General features: G+C 63.7%; 17 protein-coding genes. 4 read left to right on the top strand and 13 right to left on the bottom strand.

Annotated elements, in window-relative coordinates; all coding sequences use genetic code 11:
- Nucleotides 1-73 precede the first annotated feature (73 nt).
- The 11 genes from lpdA to HRU92_RS09760 all read right to left on the bottom strand — a co-directional run bounded on the left by lpdA (nucleotide 74) and on the right by HRU92_RS09760 (nucleotide 12,803).
- Nucleotides 74-1,480: a dihydrolipoyl dehydrogenase gene (lpdA, locus tag HRU92_RS09710; RefSeq protein ID WP_172123932.1), complete on the bottom strand. Its 1,407-nt coding sequence runs from the start codon at nucleotides 1,478-1,480 to the stop codon at nucleotides 74-76.
- 196 nt (nucleotides 1,481-1,676) lie between these two features.
- The gene (locus HRU92_RS09715) at nucleotides 1,677-2,141 is read right to left on the bottom strand and encodes a hypothetical protein (protein WP_172123934.1); all 465 of its coding nucleotides are present in this window, start codon (nucleotides 2,139-2,141) and stop codon (nucleotides 1,677-1,679) included.
- Nucleotides 2,142-2,293: 152 nt separating this feature from the next.
- The gene (gene odhB / locus HRU92_RS09720; RefSeq protein ID WP_172123936.1) at nucleotides 2,294-3,574 is read right to left on the bottom strand and encodes a 2-oxoglutarate dehydrogenase complex dihydrolipoyllysine-residue succinyltransferase; all 1,281 of its coding nucleotides are present in this window, start codon (nucleotides 3,572-3,574) and stop codon (nucleotides 2,294-2,296) included.
- Between the two features lie 10 nt (nucleotides 3,575-3,584).
- Nucleotides 3,585-6,587, bottom strand: coding sequence for a 2-oxoglutarate dehydrogenase E1 component (locus HRU92_RS09725; protein WP_172123938.1), 3,003 nt, complete (start codon nucleotides 6,585-6,587; stop codon nucleotides 3,585-3,587).
- 210 nt (nucleotides 6,588-6,797) lie between these two features.
- Nucleotides 6,798-7,706 carry a succinate--CoA ligase subunit alpha gene (gene sucD / locus HRU92_RS09730; RefSeq protein ID WP_127753811.1) on the bottom strand — a complete coding sequence of 303 codons (909 nt, stop codon included), beginning with the start codon at nucleotides 7,704-7,706 and terminating at the stop codon, nucleotides 6,798-6,800.
- 33 nt (nucleotides 7,707-7,739) lie between these two features.
- Complete coding sequence (sucC, locus tag HRU92_RS09735; protein ID WP_173088089.1) at nucleotides 7,740-8,936, bottom strand: ADP-forming succinate--CoA ligase subunit beta; 1,197 nt, start codon at nucleotides 8,934-8,936, stop codon at nucleotides 7,740-7,742.
- Nucleotides 8,937-9,098: 162 nt separating this feature from the next.
- A complete protein-coding gene (gene mdh, locus HRU92_RS09740) occupies nucleotides 9,099-10,061 on the bottom strand; it encodes a malate dehydrogenase (RefSeq protein WP_127753813.1) in 963 nt (320 codons plus the stop codon).
- Nucleotides 10,062-10,149: 88 nt separating this feature from the next.
- Nucleotides 10,150-10,629, bottom strand: coding sequence for a hypothetical protein (locus HRU92_RS09745; protein ID WP_173088091.1), 480 nt, complete (start codon nucleotides 10,627-10,629; stop codon nucleotides 10,150-10,152).
- Between the two features lie 13 nt (nucleotides 10,630-10,642).
- Nucleotides 10,643-11,755 (bottom strand): cell division protein ZapE, encoded by a 1,113-nt coding sequence (zapE, locus tag HRU92_RS09750; RefSeq protein WP_173088093.1) that lies wholly within the window; start codon nucleotides 11,753-11,755, stop codon nucleotides 10,643-10,645.
- Between the two features lie 56 nt (nucleotides 11,756-11,811).
- On the bottom strand, nucleotides 11,812-12,456 hold the full coding sequence (locus HRU92_RS09755; protein WP_172123946.1) for an AprI/Inh family metalloprotease inhibitor: 645 nt from the start codon (nucleotides 12,454-12,456) through the stop codon (nucleotides 11,812-11,814).
- Nucleotides 12,457-12,575: 119 nt separating this feature from the next.
- Nucleotides 12,576-12,803, bottom strand: a complete 228-nt coding sequence (locus tag HRU92_RS09760) for a hypothetical protein (protein ID WP_127753817.1) — start codon at nucleotides 12,801-12,803, stop codon at nucleotides 12,576-12,578.
- Nucleotides 12,804-13,017: 214 nt separating this feature from the next.
- Here HRU92_RS09760 and HRU92_RS09765 point away from each other — a divergent pair, with 214 nt between their 5' ends.
- The 4 genes from HRU92_RS09765 to HRU92_RS09780 all read left to right on the top strand — a co-directional run bounded on the left by HRU92_RS09765 (nucleotide 13,018) and on the right by HRU92_RS09780 (nucleotide 19,051).
- A complete protein-coding gene (locus tag HRU92_RS09765) occupies nucleotides 13,018-14,121 on the top strand; it encodes a microcin C ABC transporter permease YejB (RefSeq protein ID WP_172123948.1) in 1,104 nt (367 codons plus the stop codon).
- A gap of 5 nt (nucleotides 14,122-14,126) precedes the next feature.
- The gene (locus HRU92_RS09770) at nucleotides 14,127-15,260 is read left to right on the top strand and encodes an ABC transporter permease (RefSeq protein WP_348983116.1); all 1,134 of its coding nucleotides are present in this window, start codon (nucleotides 14,127-14,129) and stop codon (nucleotides 15,258-15,260) included.
- A 262-nt stretch (nucleotides 15,261-15,522) separates the two neighbouring features.
- The gene (locus HRU92_RS09775) at nucleotides 15,523-17,148 is read left to right on the top strand and encodes an ABC transporter ATP-binding protein (RefSeq protein ID WP_173088095.1); all 1,626 of its coding nucleotides are present in this window, start codon (nucleotides 15,523-15,525) and stop codon (nucleotides 17,146-17,148) included.
- A 52-nt stretch (nucleotides 17,149-17,200) separates the two neighbouring features.
- Nucleotides 17,201-19,051: an extracellular solute-binding protein gene (locus HRU92_RS09780; RefSeq protein ID WP_172123952.1), complete on the top strand. Its 1,851-nt coding sequence runs from the start codon at nucleotides 17,201-17,203 to the stop codon at nucleotides 19,049-19,051.
- A gap of 299 nt (nucleotides 19,052-19,350) precedes the next feature.
- On the opposite strand, the gene HRU92_RS09785 is transcribed toward HRU92_RS09780, so the two are convergent.
- On the bottom strand, nucleotides 19,351-23,682 hold the full coding sequence (locus tag HRU92_RS09785; protein WP_172123954.1) for a translocation/assembly module TamB domain-containing protein: 4,332 nt from the start codon (nucleotides 23,680-23,682) through the stop codon (nucleotides 19,351-19,353).
- Nucleotides 23,682-25,667 carry an autotransporter assembly complex family protein gene (locus HRU92_RS09790; RefSeq protein WP_172123956.1) on the bottom strand — a complete coding sequence of 662 codons (1,986 nt, stop codon included), beginning with the start codon at nucleotides 25,665-25,667 and terminating at the stop codon, nucleotides 23,682-23,684. The genes HRU92_RS09785 and HRU92_RS09790 overlap by 1 nt, the downstream gene beginning before the upstream one ends.
- Nucleotides 25,668-25,727 lie beyond the last annotated feature (60 nt).

The raw sequence follows: 25,727 nt of genomic DNA on the forward strand, positions 1-25,727 counted from the left end.
CAAGATGCGCTCCGGCACGTTACAGAACCTAGTCCTCATGTCCAATGCGGCGGGACGCCCGCCGCCTCGGGACCTAGATATGGATGGCGCCATCACCCAGCGACAACGCCGCTTCGCGTACCGCTTCCGATAGCGTCGGGTGCGCATGGGTGGTTCGGGCGAGGTCTTCCGCCGCCCCAGAGAATTCCATCAGCGTCACCAGTTCGTGGATCATCTCGCCGGCATTCTTGCCCACGATATGGGCGCCCAGCACGCGATCGGTTTCCACATCGGCCAGGATCTTGACGAAGCCCTGGGTCGCCAGCATCGCCTTGGCACGACCATTGGCCGTGAAGGGGAATTTGCCGATCTTGTATTCGATACCCTCGGCCTTGAGCTCGTCCTCGGTCTTGCCGACGCTCGCCACTTCAGGATTGGTGTAAACCACGGCGGGGATGGCGCCGTAATTGACGTGGCCCGCCTGCCCGGCCAGGATCTCGGCCACGGCAATGCCCTCGTCCTCGGCCTTGTGCGCCAGCATCGGCCCTTCGATCACATCGCCGATGGCATAGATGCCTTCAACTGAAGTCTTGTAATGCGCATCGACGCGCACGCGCCCGCGTTCATCGAGCGCCACGCCCGCTTCTTCGAGCCCGAGCCCTTCGGTGAACGGCTTGCGCCCGATCGCCACCAGCGCCACATCGGCTTCCAGCACCTCGGCCTCGCCGCCCTGCGCCGGCTCGACCCGCACCTGCAGCGCAGCGCCTGATTTGTCGATCCCCGCGACCTTGCTCGACAGCTTGAACTCGATGCCCTGCTTGGCGAGAATGCGCTGGAACTGCCGCGCCACTTCGCTGTCCATGCCCGGCAGGATGCGGTCGAGATATTCCACCACGGTGACCTTGGCCCCAAGGCGCGCCCAGACTGAGCCAAGCTCAAGCCCGATTACGCCGGCCCCGATCACCAGCAGCTTGCCTGGCACCTTGTCGAGCGTCAGCGCGCCGGTGGAGGTGACCACGCGCGTCTCGTCGATCTCGATGCCCGGCAGGTTGGCAGAAACCGAACCCGTGGCGATCACAATGGCCTTGGCCTCGACCTCGCTGGCCTCGCCGCTTTCCGGCGTTACGCGCACCTTGCCCTGGCCGACGATTGAGCCGGTGCCGCGCAGCACGGTGACCTTGTTCTTCTTGAACAGATAATCCACCCCGCCGACATTGCTCGCCACCGTATCGGTCTTGTGCTTCATCATCTGCGGCAGGTTGAGCTTGGGCGCGGGAATGTCGATCCCCAGTTGCGCAAAGCCGTGCGCGGCCTCATCGAACAGCTCGGAAGCATGCAGCAGTGCCTTGGAGGGAATGCAGCCGATATTGAGGCAGGTGCCGCCCAGCGTCGGCCACTTCTCCACCACGCCGACCTTCATGCCCAGCTGTGCCGCGCGAATGGCTGCCACATAGCCGCCCGGGCCCGAGCCGATGATGATGAGGTCGAATATATCTGCCATGGTGATAGCCCCAAAAATCCTGCAACTGCTGTTCAGCCCCAGTCACGCTGGCGGCCTGCGGCTAGATGTAATGTTGGTCAGGAGATTTAACCACCGCTAGAGCGCGGAAAAGCCTCGCCGGACACTGTCGTCTACTAGCCGGAGTCGCGGCAAAAGCGAATTGGCAAAACGCAGCACTCCCGCTGCCCACGCAGCCTCACCGCGAGGCAATATCCTGGGCCCGCTTGAGCGGCTCGGGCAATTGCTTGTCGATGTCGAGCTCGCCGCTTTCCACCCGCTCGAGAAAGCTTTGGCAAAAGGCCCGTTTGTCGTCGGCGCTGTTATAGGCGCTCATGATCTGGGTGCCGCCATAAGTCTCGGCCGCCTCGAGCTGGCCGGGCTCCCCGCCCCCTAGCCGCGCGATCACCCGGTCGGCAAGGTCCAGAAAGCCGATATTGCGCAAATACCAGTTGTCGCGCGCCGTTTCATAGGCGCTGTTGAGCCCGGTATTTTCATAGCAATGGGTGGTCATCGCCGAAACGATCGCTTCCGAGCCGTGGAACGCCATCAACTCGCCCACAAGGGCCGGATCGGGAACAGCAGTCGCTGGTTCGATGGCCTCCTGCGCCCAGGCAGAAACGGGCAGCAACAGGCACAAGGCAATGACAGGGATCTTCTTCAAACACTCAACTCCACACTGCAACGCCCCAGCCCCTGTAGAAACCGGTTAGAGCTTAGCAAAGCGTTACCCGCCACCCGCCCCACGCCAACGTGACCAGACAAAACAAAGGCCCGCCGAAGCGGGCCTTCAACAAACCAGTGATTTGGCCCCGATCAGAGGTCCAGAACCAGGCGCTCGGGCGCCTCGAGGCTTTCCTTGACGCGCACAAGGAAGGTCACGGCTTCCTTGCCATCCACGATCCGGTGATCATAACTCAGCGCCAGATACATCATCGGACGCACGACGATTTGGCCGCCCACGACAACCGGGCGCTCCTGAATCTTGTGCATGCCCAGGATGCCCGACTGCGGGGCATTGAGGATCGGGGTGGACATCAGCGAGCCGTACACGCCACCATTGGAGATCGTGAAGGTGCCCCCCTGCATGTCGGCCATGGACAGCTGCCCGTCGCGGGCCTTCTTGCCCAGTGCGTTGATCGACTTCTCGATCTCGGCAATGCTCATCTGGTCGGCATCGCGCACCACCGGCACCACGAGGCCCTTATCGGTGCCCACGGCCACGCCGATATGGGCGTACTGCTTGTAGATCAGCTCATCGCCATCGATCTCGGCATTGATCGAGGGGATTTCCTTGAGCGCATGCACCACCGCCTTGGTGAAAAAGCCCATGAAGCCAAGCTTGACGCCGTGCTTTTTCTCGAACAGCTCCTTGTAGGAGGCGCGCAAGTCCATCACTGGCTTCATGTCCACCTCGTTGAAGGTGGTCAGCATGGCGGCGGTGTTCTGGGCGTCCTTGAGGCGGCGCGCAATGGTCTGGCGCAGCCGGGTCATCTTCACCCGCTCTTCGCGCGCGGCATCATCCGCCGCAACCGGAGCACGGGCCGCTGCTGGCGCCTTGGCCTCGGCTGCAGGGGCGGCGCCAACGCGGCTGACCGCCGCCAGCACGTCTTCCTTGAGCACCTGGCCGCGCTTGCCCGAGCCGTTAAGGTCACCCGCGCCCAGATTATTCTCGGTCATGAGCTTCTGGGCCGAAGGGCTGGCCGTCGCCGAACCGCTGCTGGCCGCCGGAGCCGGAGCTTCGCGGCTGGTCTGGTGGCCAAGCGCCGGATCGGCCTGACCAGCAGCAGGGGCTGCGGCCGGCTTTGGCGCCTCGGCTGCCTTGGCGGCGGGTGCTGGCTTGGCAGTTGCCGTCGCACCGGCAGCGCCGATCGCACCCAGCAGCGCACCCACATCGACGGTATCGCCGGGCTTGGCCGCAATCGCTTCGAGCACGCCGGCGGCAGGAGCCGGCACTTCAATGGTCACCTTGTCGGTTTCCAGCTCCACCACGGGTTCATCGGCGGCGATCGCATCGCCCACCTTCTTGAACCATTGCCCGATGGTGGCTTCGGTAACGCTTTCGCCGAGCGTCGGCACGCGGATTTCTGTCGACATTGTCAGTCCCTTATTGTGCGAAAGCTTCGTCGAGGAAGGCTTGCAGCTGTGCCAGATGCGTACGCATCAGGCCCGTGGCCGTGGAGGCCGAAGCCGGGCGGCCGGTATAGCGCACCCGCTGGCCATTGCGGCCCATCTGGTCGAACACCCATTCCACATAGGGCTGGATGAACGCCCAGGCCCCCATGTTCTTGGGCTCTTCCTGGCACCAGATGATCTCGGCATTACCAAAGCGGCCCAGTTCATCCAGCAGCGCCTTGGCCGGGAACGGATAAAGCTGCTCGATGCGCAACAAATACACATCATCGATGCCGCGCTTCTCGCGCTCTTCCAGGAGGTCGTAATACACCTTGCCGGTGCACAGCACGACGCGCCGGATCTTGTCGTCCGCCACCAGCTTGATGCTGGTCTTGGGTGCACCGGGCGCTTCGGCATCGTCCCAAAGCAGGCGATGGAAGCAGGAGTCGGCGCCCATCTCAGCCAGGCCCGAAGTTGCCCGCTTATGCCGCAGCAGCGACTTGGGGGTCATCAGGATCAGCGGCTTGCGGAAGTCACGGGTCACCTGCCGGCGCAGCGCATGGAAATAGTTGGCCGGCGTCGTGCAGTTGGCGACCTGCATATTGTCTTCGGCACACAGCTGCAGGAAGCGCTCGGGACGCGCCGAGGAGTGCTCGGGGCCCTGCCCTTCATAGCCATGGGGCAACAGCATCACGAGGCCCGACATGCGGAACCACTTGCGCTCGCCCGAGGAGATGAACTGGTCGATCACCACCTGAGCGCCGTTCACGAAGTCGCCGAACTGGGCTTCCCAGATCGTCAGCGCGCGGGGCTCGGACAGCGAATAGCCATATTCAAAGCCCAGCACCGCTTCTTCCGAGAGCATCGAGTTGATGACTTCGTAGCGGCTCTGATCGGGAGCCAGGTTGTTGAGCGGCGTAAAGGTCTTGCCGTCAACCATCTGGTCGTTGAGCACGGAATGGCGCTGGCTGAACGTGCCACGCTCCACATCCTGACCCGACAGGCGCACCGGATGACCCTCGGTCACCAGCGTGCCAAAGGCCAATGCCTCGGCAGTCGCCCAGTCGATGCCCTCGCCCGATTCGATCGCGGCGAGCCGGTTATCGAGGAACCGCTTGACCGTCTTGTGGACGTTGAAGCCCTCCGGCACCTTGGTCAGCGCGGTGCCGATCTGGTGCAGGCGATCCACTTCGACGCCGGAATGGCCGCGACGCGGACCTTCCTGCTCGGCCGGCTTAAAGTTCTTCCAGGCGCCATCGAGCCAGTCGGCCTTGTTGGGCCGATAGTCCTGCCCGGCCTCGAACTCGGCTTCGAGCTTGCTGCGCCATTCCGCCTTGAGCGCGTCGATCTCCTCGGCGGTGACCAGGCCTTCCCCGATCAGCTTTTCGCCATAGATCTCGAGCGTGGTCTTGTGCCCGCGGATCTTGGTGTACATCAGCGGCTGGGTGAAGCTTGGCTCGTCGCCTTCGTTGTGACCGAAGCGGCGATAGCAGAACATGTCGATCACGACGGGACGGCCAAAGCGCTGGCGGAACTCGATCGCGACCTTGGTGGCAAACACCACCGCTTCCGGATCATCGCCATTCACATGCAGCACCGGCGCCTCGATCATCTTGGCGACATCGGTCGGATAGGGCGAGGAGCGCGAGAATTTCGGGCTCGTGGTGAACCCGATCTGGTTGTTGATCACGAAATGCACCGAACCGCCGGTGCGGTGGCCCTTGAGGCCCGAAAGCCCCAGGCACTCGGCGATCACGCCCTGCCCGGCAAAGGCGGCATCGCCATGCAGCAGCAGCGGCAGCACCATCGAGCGGTCGGGTTTGCCCTCGGTGGCGATGTTGATGAGCTTGCCATCAGGCGAGATGTGCTGGTCCTGCTTGGCACGTGCCTTGCCCAGCACCACGGGATCAACGATCTCGAGATGGCTCGGATTGGCAGTCAGCGACAGGTGCACCTTGTTGCCGTCGAACTCGCGGTCCGAGGATGCGCCCAGGTGATACTTGACGTCGCCCGAGCCTTCCACGTCCTCGGGGTAGAACGCGCCACCCTTGAATTCATGGAACAGCGCGCGATGCGGCTTGCCCATGACCTGGGTGAGCACATTAAGGCGCCCGCGGTGGGCCATGCCGAGCACGATGTCCTTGATGCCCAGCGCGCCACCGCGCTTGATGATCTGCTCGAGCGCCGGGATCAGCGCTTCCGAGCCATCAAGGCCGAAGCGCTTGGTGCCGGTATATTTCACATCGATGAACTTCTCGAAGCCTTCGGCCTCGATCAGCTTGTTGAGGATCGCCTTCTTGCCCTCGGGGGTGAAGGTGATTTCCTTGTCGGGCCCTTCGATGCGCTCCTGGATCCAGGCCTTGGCCTCGGGATCGGAGATATGCATGAATTCGATGCCGAGCGTGCCGCAATAGGTCCGCTGCAGAATGGCCAGCATCTCGGGGATGGTGGCGTATTCGAGGCCCAGATAGTTGTCGATGAAGATCTTGCGGCTGTAATCGGCCTCGGTGAAGCCATAGCTCTGCGGGTCGAGCTCGGGCGCGGCTTCGCGCACCTGCAGCTTGAGCGGATCGAGATCGGCATGCAGATGCCCGCGCATGCGATAAGCGCGGATCATCATGATGGCGCGGATGGAATCCTGGGTCGCCTGCACCACATCCGCAGCGCTAGCCGCCGGAACGCCAGCAGCTTCGGCCTTCTTGGTGACAGCCTTTTCGGTCTTGACGGCGATCTCGCCCCAGTTCCCATCGAGCGCGCTGACCAGCTCGCTACGAGGGCTCTGCGGCCAGTCGGTGCGGCCCCAGCTCGGCCCCTCGGCGCTCTTTATGGCGTCGGCGTCACTGTCTTCGAGCTTGCCGAAAAAGCTCTTCCAGGTCTCGTCGACACTGTTTGGATCGGCCTTGAAGCGGGAATACAGCTGTTCGATATAGTCGGCATTGCCCCCGTAAAGAAACGAGGTCAGCAAGAACGTGTCGTTCTTTTCCTGTCGTGTCATCGCTTTTATGCGAGGCCCGAGCCCCGCCATCCTTCTCAACAAGCCGGCCAGCCCGGCTTACCTGTAGTCCGAATACGAAGCCTTAACCGAGTTTCGTGAGCATCTTGTTAAGCGAGACGGCGCCCTGGAGCGCCGCCGCCCGGCCCACTTGCTGGTCCCTAACATCACTCAATGGCGAAAACGGGACCGAGTTGGGGTTCTATTGCCCCATCAGCCCTTGAGCACTTCCGCCAAGGTCTTGCCGATCCGCGCCGGGGACTTGGATACTTTGATCCCCGCTGCTTCCATGGCCGCAATCTTGTCCTGCGCGCCGCCCTTGCCGCCCGAGATCACCGCGCCAGCATGGCCCATCGTGCGCCCGGCTGGTGCGGTCAGCCCCGCGATAAAGCCGGCCATCGGCTTTTTGCGGCCGCGCTTGGCTTCATCGATCAGGAACTGCGCCGCGTCTTCTTCGGCCGAACCACCGATTTCGCCGATCATGATGATCGACTTGGTCGCTTCGTCAGCCAAGAACATTTCGAGCATGTCGATGAACTCGGTGCCCTTCACAGGGTCGCCACCGATACCCACCGCCGTCGTCTGCCCAAGACCCTCATTGGTGGTCTGGAACACTGCCTCATAGGTAAGCGTGCCCGAGCGCGAAACAATACCCACCGAGCCCTTGGAGAAGATCGAGCCGGGCATGATGCCGATCTTGCATTCCTCCGGAGTCAAGACGCCGGGGCAGTTCGGGCCCAGGAGGCGCGACTTGCTCTTTTCGAGCTTGGCCTTGACCCGCACCATGTCGAGCACCGGAATGCCCTCGGTGATGCACACGATCAGCGGGATTTCCGCATCGATGGCTTCCTCGATGGCCGCGGCAGCGCCCGGAGGGGGCACATAGATCACCGATGCGGTGGCGCCGGTGCGCTCCTTGCCTTCGGCAACCGAGGCGAACACGGGCAGCGACGCCGAAGCATCGAGCCCGCTGGTCCAGGTTTCCCCGGCCTTCTTGGGGTTAACACCACCCACCATCTTGGTGCCGTAATAGGCCAGCGCCTGTTCGGTATGGAACGTGCCGGTCTTGCCGGTCAGCCCCTGCACGAGGACCTTGGTGTCTTTGTTGACGAGAATGGACATGGTTTGGGCCTACGCTTTAATCGGGTGGGGGGATCAGGCGGCCTTGACCGCGGCGACGATCTTCTGGGCAGCGTCGTCAAGGTCATCGGCGGAGATGACGTTGAGACCCGACTGGTTGAGGATCTCCTTGCCTTCCTTGACCCGGGTACCCTCGAGGCGCACCACCAGCGGCACCTGCAGGCCCACTTCCTTGACCGCAGCGATCACGCCCTCGGCGATCACATCGCAGCGCATGATGCCGCCAAAGATGTTGACGAGGATGCCTTCCACTGCCGGATCGGCGGTGATGATCTTGAACGCCGCCGTGACCTTTTCCTTGGTCGCGCCGCCGCCCACATCGAGGAAGTTCGCCGGCTCGGCGCCATAGAGCTTGATGATGTCCATGGTGGCCATGGCAAGGCCCGCCCCGTTCACCATGCAGCCGATATTGCCATCGAGCGCCACATAAGCCAGATCGTACTTGGACGCCTCGATTTCCTTTTCGTCTTCTTCCGAAAGGTCGCGCAGCTCCTTGAGCTCGGGGTGGCGGAAGGCGGCGTTGTTGTCAAAGCTCACCTTGGCGTCGAGCACCCGCAGATGACCATCGGTCATCACGATCAGCGGATTGACCTCGAGCAGGCTCATATCGGTTTCGACAAATGCCTTGTAGAGAATGGGGAACAGCTTGGCGGCATCCGCCTTGGCGTCGCCTTCGAGCGCCAGTGCGTCGGCAATCTTGGCCACATCTGCTTCGGTCACGCCCGTCTGCGGATCGATGGCCACCGAGATGATCTTTTCGGGCGTGTGCTCGGCAACCGCTTCAATATCCATGCCGCCTTCGGTGGACACAACGAAAGCCACGCGGCTGCTGCTGCGATCCACCAGCAGCGAGCAATACAACTCGCGCGCGATGTCGGCACCGTCTTCGATATAAAGGCGATTGACCTGCTTGCCCGCATCGCCGGTCTGCTTGGTCACGAGCGTGTTGCCCAGCATCTCCTTGGCGAATGCCTTCACCTCGTCGATGGAGCGTGCCAGCCGCACGCCGCCCTTGGCATCGGGCCCAAGTTCCTTGAACTTGCCCTTGCCGCGTCCACCGGCATGGATCTGCGACTTGACTACATAAAGCGGCCCGGGCAGCTTCTTGGCCGCGGCTTCCGCCTCGTCAGCCGAATAAATCACAACGCCTTCAGCCACGGGCGCACCGTAGGACTTCAGCAGCTCTTTGGCCTGGTGTTCGTGAATGTTCATTTGCTTGAACCCTGTGTGGGGCACCTGATGGTGCTCTGGGGGCTATCCGCCGCGGCGGATAGCGTGGATGTCGAGAACCGGAGCGCAGCGTACGTTGAGTACGTGAGCACCGGAAGCGCAGAAATCTGCGCTAGGCGCCCGGCGGGAGCGCTCGGAGTACCATCAGGCCAGCTTGGGTGCGATCTTCTTACAGGCCTCGATCAAGCCTTCGACGGCGTCCACCGAGCTGTCGAATGCCTTCTGCTCGGCGCCATTGAGTGCGATCTCGATGATCTTTTCGGCGCCATTGGCCCCGATCACCACGGGGACGCCGACATAGGTGCCCTTGACGCCATATTCGCCATTGAGGAACGCAGCAGCAGGCAGCACGCGCTTCTTGTCCTTGAGATAGCTCTCGGCCATCGCAATGGCCGAGGTTGCCGGCGCATAAAAGGCCGACCCGGTCTTGAGCAGGCCGACGATCTCGGCGCCGCCATCGCGGGTGCGCTGGATGATGGCGTCGAGCTTCTCGCGGCTCATCCAGCCCATCTTGACGATATCGGTCAGCGGAATGCCGGCCACGGTGGAATAGCGCGCCAGCGGCACCATGGTGTCGCCATGCCCGCCCAGAACGAACGCATTGACGTCTTCGACCGAGACATTGAGCTCATCGGCGATGAAATGCACAAAGCGCGAGCTGTCGAGCACGCCGGCCATGCCGATCACCTTGTTGGTGGGCAGGCCCGAGAACTTCTGCAGCGCCCAGACCATGGCGTCGAGCGGGTTGGTGATGCAGATCACAAAAGCGTCGGGTGCATATTTGGCGATACCCGCGCCCACCTGCTCCATGACCTTGAGGTTGATTTCGAGCAGATCGTCGCGGCTCATGCCGGGCTTGCGCGGCACGCCGGCGGTGACGATCACCACATCGGCTCCTGCGAGGTCCTTGTATTCGGAGGTGCCGGTGATCTTGGCGTCATAGCCTTCAACCGGTGCAGACTGGGAAATGTCCAGCGCCTTGCCCTGGGGCACGCCATCGACGATGTCGAACAGCACGATATCGCCCAGGTCCTTGAGCGCTGCCAGATGAGCGAGCGTTCCGCCGATCTGTCCCGAGCCGATAAGAGCGATCTTTTTGCGCGCCATAAGCCTCAATCCCCACTGCGTTGAATTGGCGCACCTCTTAACCCTGTCGCGTCACAGGGGCAAGTGAACCCTTCGTCTAAACTCCTCCTCATCCCTTGCCCATGGGGGAAGCCCCCATGCCGAGCGGGCATGGAAGGATGCGCAGAAAACCCTGCACCGCAGCCGCTGATCGAAGATCATACACCGGGATGCCACCGGCGGCGCTAAGCACCGCTTCGTCCCTGTCTCCGAGCACGCGCTCATAGCTCCAGGCGCCGCGCCACAGGCCAAGGTTAACGCCCTCACGGCGCCACAGCCGCCACAATCGCAGCAATCGCGGCAGCTTGAGGCGGATCACGCAGTCCGCACGGGCAACTCTGTCCCCATAGGTTCGGGTATTACCGCCCGCGATGATCCAGCGCGGCAGCTCTGCCGCAGCCCGGACATCCTGGTCGATGGTGTCAGCAGGCCGAAGCTTGCCACCCCTGTCATGCACAAATTGGTCAACCGAGATCACCGGTAACCCGAGCTTGACCGAAACTTGGCCCGCCAACCATGTCTTTCCCGCACCCGGCGCACCAATGATCATGATGCGTTCCATCTCAGTGCTCGGCCACCCCGACGTCGCGCAACGCCTTGCCGAGATATTCTTCCGACTGCATCTCGACCAGCCGCGATACCGTACGCTCGAACTCAAACGCCGTGCGATCGTCGCGCCCCAGTTCAGCCAGCGGAGCCGCAAAGCTCGCGCCCAGCTTGACGCCGCGGTCATAGAGATTGTCGATCAGCAGGATAAAACGTTTGGCCGCATCGCTCTTGGTGCGGTCCATCTGCGGCACGCCATCAATGATCATGGCGTCAAAACTCTGAGCAATCCGCACAAAGTCGCGCGAACCCAAGGGCTTCTCGCAGAGATCGGCAAAGCCGAACCGGGCAGCGTCGCGCGCCGCGAGCGGCACGGCAATTTCGCGCCCGGTGCTGTGGATCGTGGTCGGCCGCCCCGCCTCGCCACCGGTCAGGCGCAACCATAACCGGTCCATCGCCGCCTTGGTTTCCGGCCCGGTCCCGAAGGCAAATACCTGCTGGCCGGCAAATTTGAGCCGCCGGTAATCCTGTTCCGCGTCGAGTGACGCCACCGTCGTATACTGTTTGAGCAACGCAATAAACGGCAAGAACAACTCGCGGTTGAGCCCGTTCTCATATAGCCGGTCCGGCACCACATTGGACGTGGCCACCAGCGTCACCCCGCCCGCAAACAGCTTTTCAAACAGCCGGTTGAGCAGCATGGCATTGGTGATATCGTGCACGTGAAATTCATCGAGGCACAGCAGCCGCAACCCACCCTTGAGGATGGGCCGCACCACCGCTTCCACCGGATCGCTATCATCACCCTTGGCCTTGGCGCGCTTGCGGAACGCGGCAATGCCCGCGTGGATCTCGTCCATGAAGGCATGGAAATGAACCCGCCGCTTCTGCGGGATTTCCGTCGCCTCGTAGAACAGATCCATCAGCATGGTCTTGCCGCGTCCCACCTCGCCATAAAGGTAGAGCCCCTTGACGGGCTGCGGCTTGTCGAGCCACCGGGCCAGAAAGCCTCCGGAAGCCGAAGCGTCGAGCGCAGTGGCAATACCGTCCAGTAATCCCGCCGCCTGTTCCTGGGCGGGATCGCGGCTCAAACCGCCACGCGCGACAAGCGCCGCATAAGCAGCGCTCACCGGCCCCGACTGGGACGATGCGAATGGGTCAGCCTGGCTTGGCAAGTCAGGCGCGATCAGCGCTGCATGGAAATGGCTTGGCCGCCGCCCAGCGTACCGATATAGCGCCCGCCGCTCGGTGCAAGGAACGCGGCGATATTACCATTCTCGTCATAGAGCTGCAGCTGCGAGCCGACCTGCTGCCAGCCGCCCACCGAAGCAAGGCCCGGCACGCCGCAGCCCGGCGCCGATGCGCGGTAATAGCTGGTGCCAGTCTTGGCGGTCATGGGCAGGTTGAGCCGGCACTGCGTCGGCCCGGCCTGCACGGTCCAAACGCCCTCGGGCCCGGCGGTAAAGCCGCCCGGTGCCGCTGGCGCCGCGCCATTGGGCCCAAGTGTTACAAACGAGCTGTTGGAAGCCGTCTGGGTGGACGCACCAACCGGCGGCAGCGATGAAACGCCCCCGGCCATGCCTGGAGGGGTGCTGGGAACGCCGCCCAACACGGGCTGACCCGACAGTCCGGGAGCGGGCGCGCCAGTAGCGCCGCCGAGTGCCGGCAGCGTGCTTTGCTGCACGCTCGAAGGCTGCACCGGCTGCAACTGCGCCGGGGCGCCGATCGTGTTGAGATTTGCGGTGTTGGAGGTTGAAGAGCAACCGGCCATCAAAAGGGCCACCGCTGCCAAACCCGCTGCCGATACCGATCCGCGCATCCAAGCCGCCATGAAGTCGCTCCTGCCCGAAGGCCTGCCTAAAGGTTAACAATGGGCGCGCTTATAGCCAAACCACTGGTGTGACACAATCGCCCGCTTCGCGTGGACCACCATTCACTGATGTGGCAGTTTTAAGGCCCCTGCATTTCCTTCAACAACTCGCGCGCCAGAAGGGTTGCGTCCCCCGCCTCCTCTTCTGGCACCTGCACCGGCACGCCGCGCGGCCCGAACAGCCCGCGCACGCCCGGCAGTCCGCCTTCCCCGCCCTCGAGCGGATGAAAGCCATGCGCCCGCAGCGCCACTACCAGCACCCGCGCCATGGACAGGTCCTCGACTTGGGCAATTGTTTCGAACGCCATCGCCGGCTCCTTGTTGCTGCCCCGATTGTGCCGTTCATCCCCCTTTGCCGCAACCCCGCCCCGCCGAAGCGGCACCGAACTCAAAGCACCGCCTCGGCACTTGCCATCTTGCGGGGGAAGTGTTGCTGTGGTCGGTAAGCCATTTCACCCGCTGGTGATTTGCACATGGGCAGCTTCGGCGCTTTGCTCGGGCACAGCCAGCCATGGAGATCTGATGGGCGCCTATATTCTTCGCCGCCTCCTTCTGATGATACCGACCGTGTTCGGCATAATGGCGATCTCGTTTCTCGTGGTCCAGTTCGCTCCGGGTGGCCCGGTGGAGCAGGCGCTCGCCAATCTGAGCGGCCAGAACAGCTCCATCGCCGAACGCGTCACCGGCAGCGCCGGTGGCGATTTCGCCGCCCAGCCCGGCGCCAATCCTGGCGGCAATAACTCGGTATATCGTGGCTCACGCGGCCTGCCGCCCGAACTCGTCGCCCGCATCGAGCAGCAATTCGGCTTTGACAAGCCGCCGCTCGAGCGCTTCGGCACCATGCTGTGGAATTATCTCCGCTTTGATTTCGGCGAGAGCTATTTCCGTGACATCTCCGTGATCGACCTCATCCGCGAGAAAATGCCCGTTTCCATCTCACTCGGGCTCTGGATGACGCTGATCTCCTACGGCATCTCCATTCCCCTTGGCATCCGCAAGGCCATCAGCGACGGCTCGCGTTTCGATGTCTGGACCTCGACAGTCATCATCGTGGGCTATGCCATTCCCGGCTTCCTCATCGCCATCGCGCTGATCGTCCTCTTCGCGGGCGGCAGTTTTTGGTCCGCCTTCCCCTTGCGCGGCCTGACCTCGCCGGGCTTTGAGAACTTCCCCTGGTGGCGCCAGATTCTCGATTACGCCTGGCACCTCGTCTTGCCCATCACCGCCATGGCTCTGGGAGCCTTTGCGACGACGACCCTGCTCACCAAGAACTCGTTTCTCGATGAGATCGGCAAGCAATATGTCACCACGGCCCGCGCCAAGGGGCTGACCGAGCGACAGGTGCTGTATGGCCATGTCTTCCGCAACGCCATGATGCTGATTATCGCGAGCTTCCCCGGCGCCTTTGTCGGGGCCTTCTTTGGCGGCTCGCTCCTCATCGAAACCATCTTCTCGCTCGATGGGCTGGGCCTGCTCGGCTTCCAGTCCGTCGCCAACCGCGATTATCCCGTGGTCTTTGCCACCCTTTATATCTTCTCCCTGCTCGGCCTCGTCATCAGCCTGCTCTCCGACCTCGCCTATATGTGGGTCGATCCCCGCATCGATTTCGAAAGCCGCGGCCTATGAGCGAAATGGCCGAACAAGCTGCCGTGCTCGAAGCCCCACGCAATGGCTGGCTGTCCCCAATCAACCAGCGGCGCCTCGCCAATTTTCGCGCCAACCGGCGGGGCTTCTGGTCGCTTTGGATCTTCCTTGTCCTCTTCATCCTCACGCTGGGCTCTGAATTCATTGCCAATGACCGGCCCATCCTCGTCTCCTACAAGGGCGAACTGCTCTTTCCCGCCTTTGTGGATTATCCCGAATCCCAGTTCGGCGGCTTTCTTGCCGTCACCAATTACCGCGATCCCTTCATCGCTGACGAGATCAAGGCGAATGGCTGGGCAATCTGGCCGCCCGTGCACTTCAGCTACGCCACTGTCGACAGCTACCTGCCCTATTCCGGCGCCGTCGCGCCCAGCTGGACCATGGACCGCGCCGAAAACTGCGCGCGCTATCCCCTGGGGGTCGATGATCCCGAGTGCAATCTCGGCAATTACCACTGGCTGGGCACCGACGACCGCGGCCGTGACGTCCTCGCCCGCCTGCTCTATGGCTTTCGCATCTCCATCCTCTTCGGTCTCGTGCTGACCATTGCTTCCTCCATCATCGGCGTCGCCGCCGGTGCGGTGCAGGGCTATTTCGGCGGCTGGACCGATCTCCTGATGCAGCGCTTCATCGAGATCTGGACCTCGATCCCCGCCCTGTATCTGCTGCTGATCATCTCGAGCTTCATTGCCCCAAGCTTCTGGGTGCTGCTTGGCATTCTCTTGCTGTTTTCTTGGGTCGCGCTCGTTGGCATCGTGCGCGCCGAATTCCTGCGCGGCCGCAATTTTGAATATATCGCCGCCGCCCGCGCCCTTGGCGTCGGCAACTGGACCATCATGATCCGCCACCTCCTTCCCAATGCCATGGTCGCCACGCTGACCTTCATGCCCTTTATTCTTTCGGGCTCCGTCGCCACCCTGACCTCGCTGGACTTCCTTGGCTTCGGCCTGCCCCCCGGCTCCCCTTCGCTTGGTGAACTCCTCGCCCAGGGCAAGAACAACCTCCAAGCGCCCTGGCTCGGCCTCACCGGCTTTTTCACCATCGCCCTGATGATGACCCTCCTCGTCTTCATCGGCGAAGCCGTCCGCGACGCCTTTGACCCCCGCCGGACCCTGGCATGACCCAGTTCCTTCGCCTTCCCACTACCCCTGAGCCCCGCGCTACCCCCTCCCCCTTGAGGGGAGGGCCGGGGTGGGGGTTCAGGCCCCTCCGCAAACTGGGCTTGTGTGCTGATACGCCGGTGCCCAAACGAGCGGTCCCCTCCCCCTTGAGGGGAGGGCTAGGGAGGGGGTCCATCAACGAAACACGGCGGCCGCAACCAGCACCGGCATCCCGCCATCCGACCACTCAAGCCACCAATCACCACCATGAGGAGGCCACCCCATGACCCCTCTCCTCTCCGTGCGCGACCTCACCATCAGCTTCGGCCCTGCCGATGCTGCCCACAACATCGCCTTTGATATCGCGCCAGGCGAAACCCTGGCGCTTGTCGGTGAAAGCGGCTCGGGCAAATCCGTCACCGCCCTGTCCATCCTCAAGCTCCTGCCGCCCACCGCCACCGTTGCGGGGGAAATCCAGCTCGGCGCCACCGACCTCGTTTCCGCCTCCGCCGCCGAGCTCCGCTCCGTGCGGGGCAATCGCATCTCCATGATCTTCCAGGAGCCGATGAGCTCCCTCAATCCCGTGCACACCATCGAGCGCCAGATCGGGGAAGTGCTCGCCGTGCATCGCGGCCTGCGCCCCAACGCCGCCCGCGCCCGCACCCTGGAACTGCTCGATCAGGTCGGCATCCCCGATCCCGCCAGTCGCCTCGCCTCCTATCCGCATCAGCTTTCGGGCGGCCAGCGCCAGCGCGTGATGATCGCCATGGCGCTCGCCAACGAGCCGGACCTCCTGATCGCCGACGAGCCCACCACCGCGCTCGACGTTACCGTCCAGGCGCAGATCCTGACCCTCCTCAAGCAGTTGCAGGCGCGGCTGGGCATGGCCATGCTCTTTATCACCCATGACCTCGGCATCGTCCGCCGCATCGCCGACCGGGTCTGCGTCATGCAGGCCGGCGAGATTGTTGAAACCGGCGCAGTCAAAGCCCTCTTTGCCGCGCCCCAACACCCCTATACCCAGCGCCTCCTCGCCGCCGAGCCCAAGGGCGCCCCGCCGCCGGCCCGCCCCGATGCACCGATCGCGCTGGAAGCCAAGGACCTGCGCGTCTGGTTTCCAATCAAGCGTGGCTTGCTCCGGCGCACAATCGGCCACATCAAGGCGGTGGACGGGGTCGACCTTGCCATCCGCGAGGGCGAAACCCTGGGCGTCGTGGGAGAAAGTGGCTCGGGCAAATCGACGCTTGGGCTGGCCCTCCTCCGCCTCATCGCCTCGCAGGGCCGCATCGTCGTCCTCGGCAACGAGGTGCACGAACGCTCCTGGCGCGCCATGCGCCCACTGCGCGCCGACATGCAGATCGTCTTTCAGGATCCTTTCGGCTCGCTCAGTCCGCGCCTTTCCGTTGATCGCATCATCGGCGAAGGGCTTGAAGTTCACGCCCCAAAACTCGACGCCGCCGAGCGCGACCGCCGCGTCGTCCGCGCGCTTGAGGAGGTCGGCCTCTCGCCCGCCACCCGCTTCCGCTATCCCCACGAGTTCTCGGGCGGCCAGCGCCAGCGCATCGCCATCGCGCGCGCCATCGTGCTCGAGCCGCGCTTCTTGGTGCTCGATGAGCCGACCTCCGCACTCGACGTCTCCATCCAGGCCCAGATCGTTGATCTTCTGCGAGACATCCAGGCCCGGCGCGGCCTGACCTATCTGTTCATCTCCCACGATCTCAAAGTGGTGCGCGCACTCGCCAATACCCTCCTTGTGATGCGCCACGGCAAAGTGGTGGAAAGTGGAGCCGCCGGCGATGTCTTTGCCGCGCCCCAGACGGACTATACCCGCGCGCTTATGGCCGCGGCTTTCGACATCGCCGCCACTGACACGCGTGATCTTGATCCGCCTGCCCCTGTCGGCCCATGACAAACCAGCCTAGATTCCAACCACAGTTTCTGCCCATGTTCGGAGCCAGCCGATGAAGTTTGCGCCCCTTGTTGCCACCGCCTTGGCCCTGTTCTGCCTTGCCCTGCCCGCCGGGGCCCAGACCCCGACTGGCGTGTGGACTTCATCCTTCATTATGGAGGGCGAGCCCAAATACCCCGATGGATTCCCCCGTTTCGATTACGTCAATGTCGATGCGCCAAAGGCCGGCACGGTGCGGCTGGGCAGTCTGGGCGGCTTCGATACCTTCAACCCAATCCTCCCCAAGGGTGAGCCCGCCGACGGCGTCGGCCTGCTGTTCGAAACCCTGCTGACCCCGTCCCTTGATGAGGTCAGCGCCTATTACGGCCTGCTCGCCGAAAGCCTGCAGATCGCCCCGGACTATGGTGCAGTCACCTTCCGGATGAACCCCAAGGCGCGCTGGCACGATGGCCAGCCGGTCACAGCCGAAGACGTGGTCTGGACCTTCGAAAAGAACATCGAACTCAATCCCGACCGCATGCAGTACTATGCCAATATCGAAAGCGCCGAAGTCACCGCGCCCGGCGAGGTGACCTTCACCTTCAACCAGACCGGCAACCGCGAATTGCCGCTGATCCTCGGGCAATTACAGGTGTTTCCCAAGCACTGGTGGGAGGGCACCGACGCCAATGGCAAGCAGCGCGACATCGCCCAGTCTACCCTTGAGCCGCCCTTGGGCTCGGGCCCCTATCGCCTCGCCAGCTTCGATGCGGGCCGCACCATCACCTATACCCGCGTCGAGGATTACTGGGGCGCCGACCACCCAACCCAGATCGGTCAGAACAATTTCAACGAATACCGCATCGAGTACTTCCTCGATCTGACCGTGCAGTTCGAGGCCTTCAAGGGCGACCAGTTCGATTGGTGGAACGAGAATTCCGCGCGCCGCTGGGCCACCGCCTATGATTTCCCTGCCGTCGCTCAAGGCCGCATCATCCAGGAACTCTTCCCCCAGGATTATGCCAATTCCGGCCTCATGATCGGCTTTGTGCCCAATCTGCGTCGCGAAAAATTCCAGGATCAGCGCGTGCGCCAAGCCCTCAACTACGCTTTCAACTTCGAGGAGCTGAGCAACACCCTGTTTTATGGCCAGTATGAGCGCGTCGACAGCTACTTCTTCGGCCTGCCCTTCCGCTCCACCGGCTTGCCCGAGGGCGAGGAACTGGAAGTGCTGGAATCCGTGCGCGACCTCGTGCCCGCCAGCGTCTTCACCGAGCCCTACACCAATCCAGTCGGCGGCGATCCAACCAAGCTGCGCGCCAATCTGCGTACCGCGCTCGGCCTCCTCACCGACGCCGGCTACCGCCTCGAGGGCAACCGTCTCATCGATGCCAATGGTCAGCAGCTGAGCTTTGAAATCCTGCTCAACGGCCCCACCATCGAGCCTGTCGCCGCCAACCTCGTCACTAACCTCGCCCAGATCGGCGTCGCCGTCTCGCTGCGCACCGTCGACAGCCCGCAATACATCAACCGCCTGCGCTCCTTCGACTACGACGTCACCTATGCCGGCTGGCCGCAATCCTTCTCGCCGGGCAACGAGCAGCGCTACTTCTTCGGCTCCTCAACAGTCAACGAAGAGGGCTCACAGAACTATGCCGGCATTGCCGATCCCGGCATCGATGCGCTGATCGACAAGCTCGTCGTCGCCGATGACCGCGCCACCCAGGAAGCCGTCACCAAGGCGCTCGACCGGGTGCTGCTTGCCCATCATTTCGTGGTGCCGTCCTATTCCCTGCGCACCTCGCGCATCGCGCACTGGGACCGCTTCAGCCACCCCGAGCCCCTGCCCGAATTCTCCAGCGGCTTCCCCACCATCTGGTGGTGGGACGAAGCCAAGGCCGCCCAAACCGGTGGCGCTCGCTAGCAAAAAAACCGGGCCGGCAACAGCCGGCCCTCGCCGCACAGCAATCAGGCAAGGGCTTGACCCGCCCTCAACCGCGATTGTGACCCCGACCTTGAGCCAGGGCCCATCCTGATCTTGCAGAGGGCGCCCCTATACAACGCCCCCCACAGCACCAAAGCTGAGGGCGAACCCTCCACTCCCCCTTGCGGGGAGGGGCCGGGGGTGGGGGGCCCTCAGCAACGCACCGACCTTTACCGACCCCAGCTCTGGGCCGGAGCCCAGCACGAGATCGCTCGGCCAACCAACACAGGCAAGCCCCCTCAATAATCCTTCTCGTAATACACCCCGAGCGCGGATTCGCCGTTCTGTCCAGCAGCGCCCGTCACCTTGAGGTCGTCAGTCACATCGAGATTGATCGTCACCCGGCTCTGCCCGCCGGCACCAGCCTGCACGCCCAGATACACATTGTCCTGGATATAAGTGCCGGCTTGCACGGCCACATTGCCTTCCGCGTCGGTGACCACATCGAGATCATCGAGCCCGGCAGCACCGCGCAAGGAGTCCACGAGGCCCCCGCCGCCGCCGCCCATCAGTTCGGCCGCCGCGCCCGCCAGCCGCGCCAGCTGCAGCGGCGACAGTTCGCCCATAGAGCGCTTGAAGATCAGCCGCGCCAGCACTTCATCCTGCGGCAACACCGGATTGGAGGTGAAGGTCACCTCGACATCCGACACCCGGCCGGCGACCGTGACGAACACCGTAATGTCGTCGCCCTCGGTGCTCGCGACAAAATTGATCACGGGATCCAGGTCGCCCACCAGCGTGACAATGCCGCTATCAAACACGATGCGCTGGCCCAACAGGCTCAACCGCCCGCGATTGAGCTCGAACGCCCCCACCGGCTGAATATCGTTGAGCGGTCCGGTGAGCCGCACCGTGCCCCCCACTTCCGCATCAAGCCCGCGGCCGCGCACAAAGATCTGGTTGGGTGCGTTGACATTGACATCAAGCACGACGCCGGCTGGCCGCGTACGCGGCACCGGTGCCCCGCCGCGGGTGGTCACCTCCGCCCGGGCCAGGGTTTGCGCCACATCGCGCGGCGGGCGCACATGCTCCACCTCGACCAGCGCCGCACCGCCACCGAAATTCTCGGGCACGGTGATATTGGCTTCCTCTACGAGGAGATTGCCGCTCAGCAGGGGCGAACCGGTCAGATTGCCCGTCAGTGCCAGATCGCCCGATGCGGTCGCCACGAACAGGTCGCCATCGGCGTAACGGGCCGAACGCAGCGCCAGCCGCAGATCAGCCGGGAAACCACCGGTCAGTCCCACCGTACCGGAGGCCGCAACCGTGCCCCCCGTGGCGAGCTGCGCCCCAAGGCTATTGATCGCCAGCTGCGTGCCCGAAAGGCTCGCCGAGCCGGTGATCCCCACCAGCCGCAGATTGAGCTCCGGATCGACATAGCCAGCATTGCTGGTGGAAACCGAGCCGCCAAATTGCGGCGCCTGCAGGCTCCCCCTCACCTGGGTGTCAAGTTGCACCGTGCCGCTCAACTGCGCGCCGCGATCGGCGACGAAGCGGTTGGCCAGGGTCAGCGGCGCCGCCCCCTGCAAGCGCAGATCGAGCCCCTCGCCCGCCAGCGGCACGCTGCCGCTACCCGAAACGGTCAGCCCGCCCGCGCCATTGGCCTGCACCGACCCAAGCCGCACCACCCCCCCGGCAAAACTGCCTTCGGCGGTCAGCGCCAGCGGGGCCACCCCATAATCGCGGATCGCGGCTGCATTGATCCCCGCCCCCCGTGCGGTAAACTGCACCTGCGGATCGCTGCCGCTGCCGGTAATGCGGGCCTGCCCATCGAGCGTTCCCGCCAGGCCCAAATCCGGGGCCACCGCATTGGCTATCGACAGCGGCAGGGAATTGACCTCGAGCGCAATGTCGAGCACCTCCCCGGCCGAGCCGGTCGCTGTGATCGAGCCCGACCCAACATCGAAGCGCACTGCCTGCAGCGCAACATTGTTGCCACTCACCTGCAGCACGGTTGGCTGCGCCAGGCGCGCCGAAAGTTCCCCTTGCGCCAGCTGCGCCCGATCGAGCGCCAGCCGATAGCCGCCCTCCACCGGAGCCAGGGATCCCGCCACGTCCACATCGGTGCCCGTCGCCAGCCGCGCCTGTGCGTCAAATGCGGTGGTGTCGCCGGTCTGGTTCGCCGTCGCCTCGAGGGTCTGGATCGTCACTCCCGCTGCCGCGACCGTGCTCGCATTGACCCGGCCATCAACCGCCGGCACTCCAAAGAGATCACCGATCTCGGCGGTAAAATCGGCGGCGCCCACCTGGATATCGTTGATCCGAAGGCCGGAGACATCGCCATTGACGCTGGCATTCTGCTTGCCATCAACACCCGACAACACTGCCCGAGCATTGATCGCGCCGCGCGCTTCCACCAGCGCCAGCGCTGCCGCCACCGAAATATCGGGCGCCGCAACCACGAGATCACCATCGATCAGCCCGCTGGCCACATTGCGCACCAGCCCGCCAGTGATTTCCGCGCCCACAGTCTGGAACGCAATGTTGCGTAGAGCCTGGGTATCGGCATTCACATCCACATCGGCCCCGAGGCTCGAGCGGTGTCCGTCCACAAACGCGGTGCCGGTAACGGCGCCCGCGAGCCGCGCGTCCTGGTATTGCCCGGCAAAACCCAGCGCCGCTTCGCGCAAGGGCCGTCCGGCCAGCGTGCCACTGGGAATGGTGGCGTCAAGATCAAGCGCAATCACGCCCTCCTGGCCCTTGGCGGTGCCGACAACACTGAGCGCGCCGGTTGCTTCGGGCGAGAGCAGCGCCAGGTCGGCCAAGCCGAGATTGAAGGTGAAATCGGCCGCGCTGGACGAGAAGGTGCCGTCCGCCAGCACCTGCACCTGCTGGTTGGCGATGCGGAATTCCTTGGCGGTCAGCCCCGCCTCGGTGCGCGCCACCAGGCCGGACAGGGCAACCTCGCCCTGCAACAGATTGTCTGCCAACTCGTCATCGATCTGGAGATCGCGCCCGGTGCCGTCGAGTTCGAGCGTGAACACCCCGGTCACCGGCATGACGCTACCGGTCGCCCGCAGCGTCAGCCCGCCATCGAGCTCCCGCCCAGCCAGTCCCGAGAACGGCGCAATGCTGGCCGTTTCGATCGCGATGTCGCCGGTAAAATCGAGGCCCGAAATGGTGCCCGACAGCGCCGCTGTCAGGGCTTCCCCGACAACGCGCAACTCGGCCAGCTCAACGGGCTGGCCGGCATTCCATAGGCCCGCAATGCCAACGCCGATCCCGTCGCCCAGCGCCGCTTCCACCTCGGGCGATGCTGCAATGCCGCCCAGCGTGCCATCGCCATTAAAGGTCAGGCGGCGAGTGGCTGGGTCGGACAGATTGGCCGCAACGCCACCCAGATTGAACGCCAGCGTATCGGCTGCAAAGCCCTCGGTTGCGTATTGCGTTACCGAAAAGCTCGAACTCCAGTCCTCGCTGTCGCCCACCCCGTAATCCACTGCGAGCACGGCCGATTGCACCGTAGTTGCGGCGCCCGGCACCGGCAGCGTCACCGGCGCGCCTGTGCTGTCCGCGATATTGGCGCGCAGCACCAACTCACGCAGGAAATTGTCCGGCGTGGTTTGCGCCGAAGCTTCCAGCGCCAGTTGCCCGCCGCTCAGCCGCAAGCCACTGATGCTCAACCCGCCTTCCGAGCGCACCAGCGCATCGGCCGACAGCACCGATTCAGCACCAAAGAAGGGCCGGTAAGGCTCGGCCACCAGCATGGCGAGCGGCCCGCGCACATCCAGGTCGATATTGTGCCCCTCGCCCGTCTGGGTAACCCGGGCGCCGCCCGACAGCGCGGTTTGCCCATTGGCCACCAGCGTCAGCTGCGTTTGCAGCCCGGCCACCGGGCCCGACCCCGTCAGCCGCAGTTCCACCGCCGGCCGCCCATCGATGCGCAACAGATTGGCCAACACGCCGTTTTCCGGCTCCACCAACGCGAGCGCCAGCTCGATGCTGCTGGTTTCATTGCTATAGGCAACATCGAGATCGAGGGTTCCCCCCGGCCCGTCGAGCCGGATAATATCGAGCTGCGCATCAAGATTGCCGTCTGCGAGCGTAAAACCGCCGGCCAGCGAAATCTCGGAGGCCAGGCCAAACACGTCCTCGCCAAAGCTCACCCGCGGAACAGCCAGTTCCTCAATGGTGATGGCGACGGGAAATTCAGGCACGCTGAACGGCACGGCCTCGGGGGCCGGCAGGTCGAGCTGGTCATTGGGTATAGCATTGCGCAGGTATTCGATGGAATCGGCTGCAAGCGAACGCACTTCCAGGCGCCCCAGCAGCAGCGCGCCTTGGTTCCAGTTCAGCCGCGCATTGTTGACGCGCAGCCATACGCCCTCTGCGTCGGCTATGGTGATCTCGCGGATCACCACATTGGAGCCGAGCGCCCCTTCGATATTGGACAGCTGGATTTGCCGCTCAGGCGTCGATAGCCGATCCTGCACGAAATTGGTGATCCAGTTCTTCTGCTCCTCTTCGGCCCCGTCCTGGGACAGCGACAGCGCCGTGGCGCCAAACAGGAGCGCGAGCGCCAGAACCACAAGCGCCGCAAACCGCCGCCGAAAGAACGGGAAAAGTGCCATCAAAAGCTTTGTCCTATGCCGACATAAATGGCGTAGTCAGGGTCTTCGTCCCGCTTGTTGAGCGGCACCGCCACGTCGAGCCGCAGCGGCCCAAGGCCCGTGTAATAGCGCAACCCGAGACCCGCGCCCAATTGCAGGTCATCAATGCCCGGGAATTCGTCTGCGGCCACATAGCCCCCGTCGAGAAACGCCACGGCACCGATCGTGTCGGTAATCTTGGCGCGCGCTTCGATCGAGCCTTCCAGCAGATAGCGACCACCGGTGACAATCCCATCGGGGCCTTCAACGCCGATGGACTTGAACCCATAGCCACGCACCGAGCCGCCACCGCCGGCAAAGAACAGCCGGTCAGGCGGAATTTCCGCCAGGTCCGGGCCTGCCAGCAATCCGCCCTTGAGCCGCCCGGCCAAAACGAACCGCTCGTCCTCGCCAAAACCCCAATAAGCGCGCCCTTCAACCGTCAGCTGTGCCGCCGCATTGCCATAGCTCAGCTCGTAGAACGGCTCGACATTGCCCGCTAGGTAAAAGCCCCCGGTCGGATCGACCTTGTCGTCGCGCGCATCGTAAATGGCGCCCGCATAAACACCGAGCAGCGAGAAATCGCGCGTGCCGAAATCATCCTCGTAGCGGCCCCGCTCATAGAACGTGCCGCCTTCAACGGTCAGCTGATCCGAGAAGATATGGGTCAGCCCGACCCGCCCGGTCGCCGATGTCTCGATATAGGTCGGATTAACCGTCCGCTCGGCCGAAATCACCGCCACCAGATCCGTATCGGGCGTCCAGATCCCGGGCTTGGTGAAGGTGCCGCCAAAGAAATAGTCGAACTCTTCGGTTTCTACCGGATAAGCAATGCTCGCGACGCGCGCATCGAGCCGCAGCCGCTCGGCCTGCCCGAAGAGGTTGCGCCAAAGGTGATACCCTTCCACTCCCAGCCCATCGATGCTGGAATAGCTGGCGCCCACGCCAAAGCGGCGCCCCGGCAACTCCTGCACCAGCAATTGATAAGGCAGCAAACCATCCGCGCCCACCGCTTCGGCCGCTTCAAACCGGGCCGAACGGAACACTTCGAGCCGGTCGAGGCGCTTTTGCGCCCGGTCCAGCGTATCGGGATCGTATTCCTCACCCACTTCGATGCCGGTCTGGCGGCGCACGAACTCGGGGTCCATCCGCTCGGTACCCGATACAGTGATGTCACCGAACCCGGCATGCCGCCCCGGATCCACCGTGATCGCCACATCCACCGTGCGTGTCGCGTGATCGGCCACGACCTCGCGGCTGCGAATCTGCGCCTTGGGGTAGCCTTGCTCCTGCCAAGCCTCGATAGCTAGTTTTTCAGCCGCGAGAATGACGCTCGACTTGGCCACCTCACCGGACCCAAAGCCGCGCTCCTCGGGCAGCTCCACCAGATCCGCGGGATCGCTGGTCAAGGGCGCTTCGTTGACCACTGCAACCCGGTTGAAGTTGAACAACGGGCCGGGATCCACGGTAATAACGACCCCGACTGGGTCGGGCAGCGACACGTCAGGCGCAAGATCGCTCGCTTCGCGTCCCGCCACCAGGACATGGACCGTGCCGCCGTAATAACCTTCATTATAAAGCGCGGCGATGATCCGTCGGTAATCGCCCCGCGCCTTGGCCAGCAACCCGGCTGCACCCGAAGCAGGCTCGTCCGCATCGGCCACGAGAGCCGAAGCATTGCGTACCGCGCTTTCCACCTCCCCTTCGCCCGCGACGGTGACCTCGACCGTATAGGGCTGCGGATCGGCAATCACCGCCTCGGCATCCGCCTCCGTCTGGTCTTCAAACAGCTTGATGCCGAAAATCTCGAACGCGGCAGCCGCCGGCACAAACACCGGCCCGGCTAAGGCCGCAGCAAGACAAAGGGCGCTTAAACTCGTTACAATCCGCGCGTTTTGCAGTGAACCCGCCCCCAGTTCGCCTGCGCCGCCACCAAGATTGGTCGCCCGCGCCAGGCCTTCGCTCATCGTCCCGCACCGGCCAGACAGGCCTGCAGCAAGCCTGTTTACCTTACCGGGCAGTGTAGA

It is taken from the genome of Devosia sp. 1635 (assembly GCF_013185955.1).
Lineage (GTDB): Bacteria > Pseudomonadota > Alphaproteobacteria > Rhizobiales > Devosiaceae > Devosia.

Coding starts and splice junctions, on each gene's coding strand:
- HRU92_RS09760 (WP_127753817.1), bottom strand. CDS start 12,803: ATGGCGTTCGAAACAATTGCCCAAGTCGAGGACCTGTCCATGGCGCGG.
- HRU92_RS09785 (WP_172123954.1), bottom strand. CDS start 23,682: ATGGCACTTTTCCCGTTCTTTCGGCGGCGGTTTGCGGCGCTTGTGGTT.
- HRU92_RS09790 (WP_172123956.1), bottom strand. CDS start 25,667: ATGAGCGAAGGCCTGGCGCGGGCGACCAATCTTGGTGGCGGCGCAGGC.
- HRU92_RS09725 (WP_172123938.1), bottom strand. CDS start 6,587: ATGACACGACAGGAAAAGAACGACACGTTCTTGCTGACCTCGTTTCTT.
- HRU92_RS09765 (WP_172123948.1), top strand. CDS start 13,018: ATGGGCGCCTATATTCTTCGCCGCCTCCTTCTGATGATACCGACCGTG.
- HRU92_RS09780 (WP_172123952.1), top strand. CDS start 17,201: ATGAAGTTTGCGCCCCTTGTTGCCACCGCCTTGGCCCTGTTCTGCCTT.
- odhB (WP_172123936.1), bottom strand. CDS start 3,574: ATGTCGACAGAAATCCGCGTGCCGACGCTCGGCGAAAGCGTTACCGAA.
- sucC (WP_173088089.1), bottom strand. CDS start 8,936: ATGAACATTCACGAACACCAGGCCAAAGAGCTGCTGAAGTCCTACGGT.
- HRU92_RS09755 (WP_172123946.1), bottom strand. CDS start 12,456: ATGGCGGCTTGGATGCGCGGATCGGTATCGGCAGCGGGTTTGGCAGCG.
- HRU92_RS09745 (WP_173088091.1), bottom strand. CDS start 10,629: ATGATCATTGGTGCGCCGGGTGCGGGAAAGACATGGTTGGCGGGCCAA.
- lpdA (WP_172123932.1), bottom strand. CDS start 1,480: ATGGCAGATATATTCGACCTCATCATCATCGGCTCGGGCCCGGGCGGC.
- HRU92_RS09775 (WP_173088095.1), top strand. CDS start 15,523: ATGACCCCTCTCCTCTCCGTGCGCGACCTCACCATCAGCTTCGGCCCT.
- mdh (WP_127753813.1), bottom strand. CDS start 10,061: ATGGCGCGCAAAAAGATCGCTCTTATCGGCTCGGGACAGATCGGCGGA.
- sucD (WP_127753811.1), bottom strand. CDS start 7,706: ATGTCCATTCTCGTCAACAAAGACACCAAGGTCCTCGTGCAGGGGCTG.
- HRU92_RS09770 (WP_348983116.1), top strand. CDS start 14,127: ATGGCCGAACAAGCTGCCGTGCTCGAAGCCCCACGCAATGGCTGGCTG.